The following is a 2,713-nucleotide window of genomic DNA, read 5'->3' on the forward strand; positions in this document are numbered from 1 at the left end:
CGGAGAGTGGGACGACAGACGCGGTGGCCTCCTCATCCGCGCCAGGGGGCGGGGCCGCTCATCCGTAGCGGCGCAGTTCGTGGAAGAAGTCGTCGATGACGTGCAGTTGCCCCAGGCGGTCCATTTCGTCGTAGACGTATTTGCCCACCGCGAGGTCCAGGACTCCAAGTCCGAAGGGCGAGAAGATCAGTGGCCGGTCGGTGGGGGGTGTCACCCGGCCGGTCATCACGTCGTCCAGGGTGCCGTCCAGGAAGTCCCGGTTGCCGGTGAGCTGTTCGGCCAGGTGGGGCGAGGTGTCGGCCTTGAGGCAGTGCTCGACGTCGTCGACGATGTTGGCCGAGCCGAGGATGATCTCGGGTGCGAGGTCGCGCAGTGAGACGTGCAGCACCAGCGGATGGTGGTCGAACCATGCCGGGTCGCTGACATGCGGTTTGCCGGCGACGGTGGCGAAGACGACCAGGTCGCTGGAGCGGATCAGGTCCTCGGCGCTGTCGTGCACGGTGATCCGGCCGGGCGTGCCGGTCTGCTGCAGGTAGGTGCTGAAGCCGGCCGCGCTGTCGGCGGACAGGTCGTGGACGCCGATCTCGTCGAAGGACCAGCCGGTGCCGGCCAGGAAGGTGTGGATGTAGCGGGCGATCAGGCCCACCCCGAAGAACCCGACACGGGTGGGGCGATGTGGGCGGGTGCGGCTGAGCCGGTCGGCGGCCAGCGTCGCCATCGCGGCCGTTCTGGTGGCGCTGATGATGGAGCTCTCCAGGCAGGCGAACGGGTAGCCGGTGTCGTGATCGTTGAGGATCAGCACGGCCGACGCCCTGGGGATACCGGCCGCCACGTTCTGCGGGAAGCTGGAGATCCATTTGAGGCCGTCCACCCGCACCTGCCCGCCGATCGAGGCCGGCAGCGCGATGATCCGGGAGGAGGGGCGGTCGGGGAAACGCAGGAAGTACGACGGAGGGTTGACCGAGTCCCCGGCGGCGTGCAGCCGGTAGGTCGCCTCGACCAGCTGAACGATCTGCTCTTCGCGGCCCTTCAGTGCGTGCTGGACCTGGGCACCGGAGATCACCGCGAACGGCGGCACCGTGACCGGCTCGGACATGACCGACTCCCTTGCATACTCCATGACGGGCTCCATGACGGGCTTTCCTGCGGACTCCATGACGGGCCTTCCTACGGGCGTTTCTGCGGGCTTTCCTGTGGGCTTTCTTCCTGTGGGCTTTTGGGGGGTGGAAGGTCTGGTGGTCATCGGGCACTCGCCTCGCCGGCCGGCGCCTGCCCGGCCAGGTGCAGCGGCCCGGCCATCGCGACGAGGACCTCACGCGGCCCCTCGAACGGCTCCCTGCTGTGCGCCATGCGGATGTTGTCGAGGAGCATCAGGTCGCCGGCCTGCCACGGCTCGCGCACGGTGTGGGCGTCGTAGACCTCGTTGAGCAGCTGTACGACGTTCTCGCCGACCGGGTCGCCGTTGCCGAAGCGGGTGTTGAACGGCAGGGCGTCGGCGCCGTAGACGTCGATGAGGTACTCGCGGACCTCGGGGGCCAGCGTCCACTCGTTGAGGAACGCGACCTGGTTGAACCAGCAGCGCCGGCCGGAGACCGGATGGCGTACCACGGCGGGGCGGCGCTGGCGGGTGTGCAGGACGCCGTCGGGCTGCCAGGCGAACTCGATGGCCTGGGTGCGGCAGTAGTCCTCGATGGCGGCTGGGTCCTCGGTGCCGAACGCCTCGGTCAACGATGCCCCGATCTCGTCGTTGTAGCTGCGGGTGAGCAGCCAGCCCTCCCGCTCGAACCGCTCGACCAGCTCGGGCGGCAGCGCCTCCAGCACGGCCGGCGCATCGGCGATCGCGGTCGCCCCGCCGGTGGTGGGTGCGCTCAGGCAGGCGAACATCATCAGGCCGGGGGGCTGCAGGGTGTAGCTCAGTTCGTGGTGCATGCACATCGGCTGGGCGGCCGGCCAGGTGGAGGAGGAGTACACGCCCGGGCCGTAGCTCTGGCGGGGCGCGAAGGCTTCCCTGTCCGTCATCAGCGGGCCGCCGGCCAGCTGGTGGAAGACGGCGCCGGCCTGCTGCGCGTCACCGAGTCGCAGGCCGCGGATGAGGATCGCGCCGTGCTCGGTGACCAGGGCGCGCAGCGCGTGGCGGTGCTGCTGCGCCCAGGCGGCTGCGTCGTCGGGGGGCTCGGTGTGCAGCATCGGGGGCTTGCCGGGCTGCGACTGGACGTCGAGCAGCGTGGCCGGGGAGGGGATCGACATCGTGGCTTTCCTTGTCTGTGCTGTCTGTGCTGTCTGTTCAGTGCTGTGTCTGGTGGGTGCTGTGTCTGGTGGGTGCTGTGGTCAGGAGGAAGTCGTCAGTTCGGCGGTGTGCCGCGGGGATCTGCTGTCGACCAGGGCGGCGAGGTCGGCAAGGTGGGGGTGGCGGGTGACGTCCTTGAGGGAGACCTGGCGGTCCAGGGTGATCGCCAGCTTCACCGCGGACAGGGACGTGCCGCCGCGGTCGAAGAAGTGGTCGCTGCGCCCGATCCGGTCCTCGGGGATGCCGAGGACGGTTGCCCAGGCTGCGGCCAGCCGCTGCTCGGTCGGTGTCGACGGCATGTCACGCCCCTGGCCGTGGCCGCCGGCGGCGGCGAGTTCGGCGAGTTCCGCGGCGAGTGCCGTCAGCTTCTTCTTGTCGATCTTGCTGTTGGCGGTCAGCGGCAGGGCCTGCTGCCAGTGGAAGGCG

At 69.6% G+C, this 2,713-nt stretch carries 3 protein-coding genes; all 3 read right to left on the reverse strand.

All coding sequences use genetic code 11. The features are described from left to right. Positions 1-58: 58 nt before the first annotated feature. Positions 59-1,096 carry a 2,3-diaminopropionate biosynthesis protein SbnB gene (gene sbnB / locus ACWGI8_RS42715; protein ID WP_453668857.1) on the reverse strand — a complete coding sequence of 346 codons (1,038 nt, stop codon included), beginning with the start codon at positions 1,094-1,096 and terminating at the stop codon, positions 59-61. 143 nt (positions 1,097-1,239) lie between these two features. Next, positions 1,240-2,247: a TauD/TfdA family dioxygenase gene (locus ACWGI8_RS42720; RefSeq protein ID WP_453668855.1), complete on the reverse strand. Its 1,008-nt coding sequence runs from the start codon at positions 2,245-2,247 to the stop codon at positions 1,240-1,242. Between the two features lie 81 nt (positions 2,248-2,328). Then, positions 2,329-2,713, reverse strand: a 385-nt coding sequence (locus tag ACWGI8_RS42725; protein WP_453668856.1) for a phosphopantetheine-binding protein, incomplete at its 5' end; no start/stop codon positions are given.

This window comes from Streptomyces sp. NPDC054841, assembly GCF_053611045.1.

What these genes read in the sequence shown, in the direction of transcription:
- ACWGI8_RS42720 (WP_453668855.1), bottom strand. Translation starts at nt 2,247, where the DNA reads ATGTCGATCCCCTCCCCGGCCACGCTGCTCGACGTCCAGTCGCAGCCC.
- sbnB (WP_453668857.1), bottom strand. Translation starts at nt 1,096, where the DNA reads ATGTCCGAGCCGGTCACGGTGCCGCCGTTCGCGGTGATCTCCGGTGCC.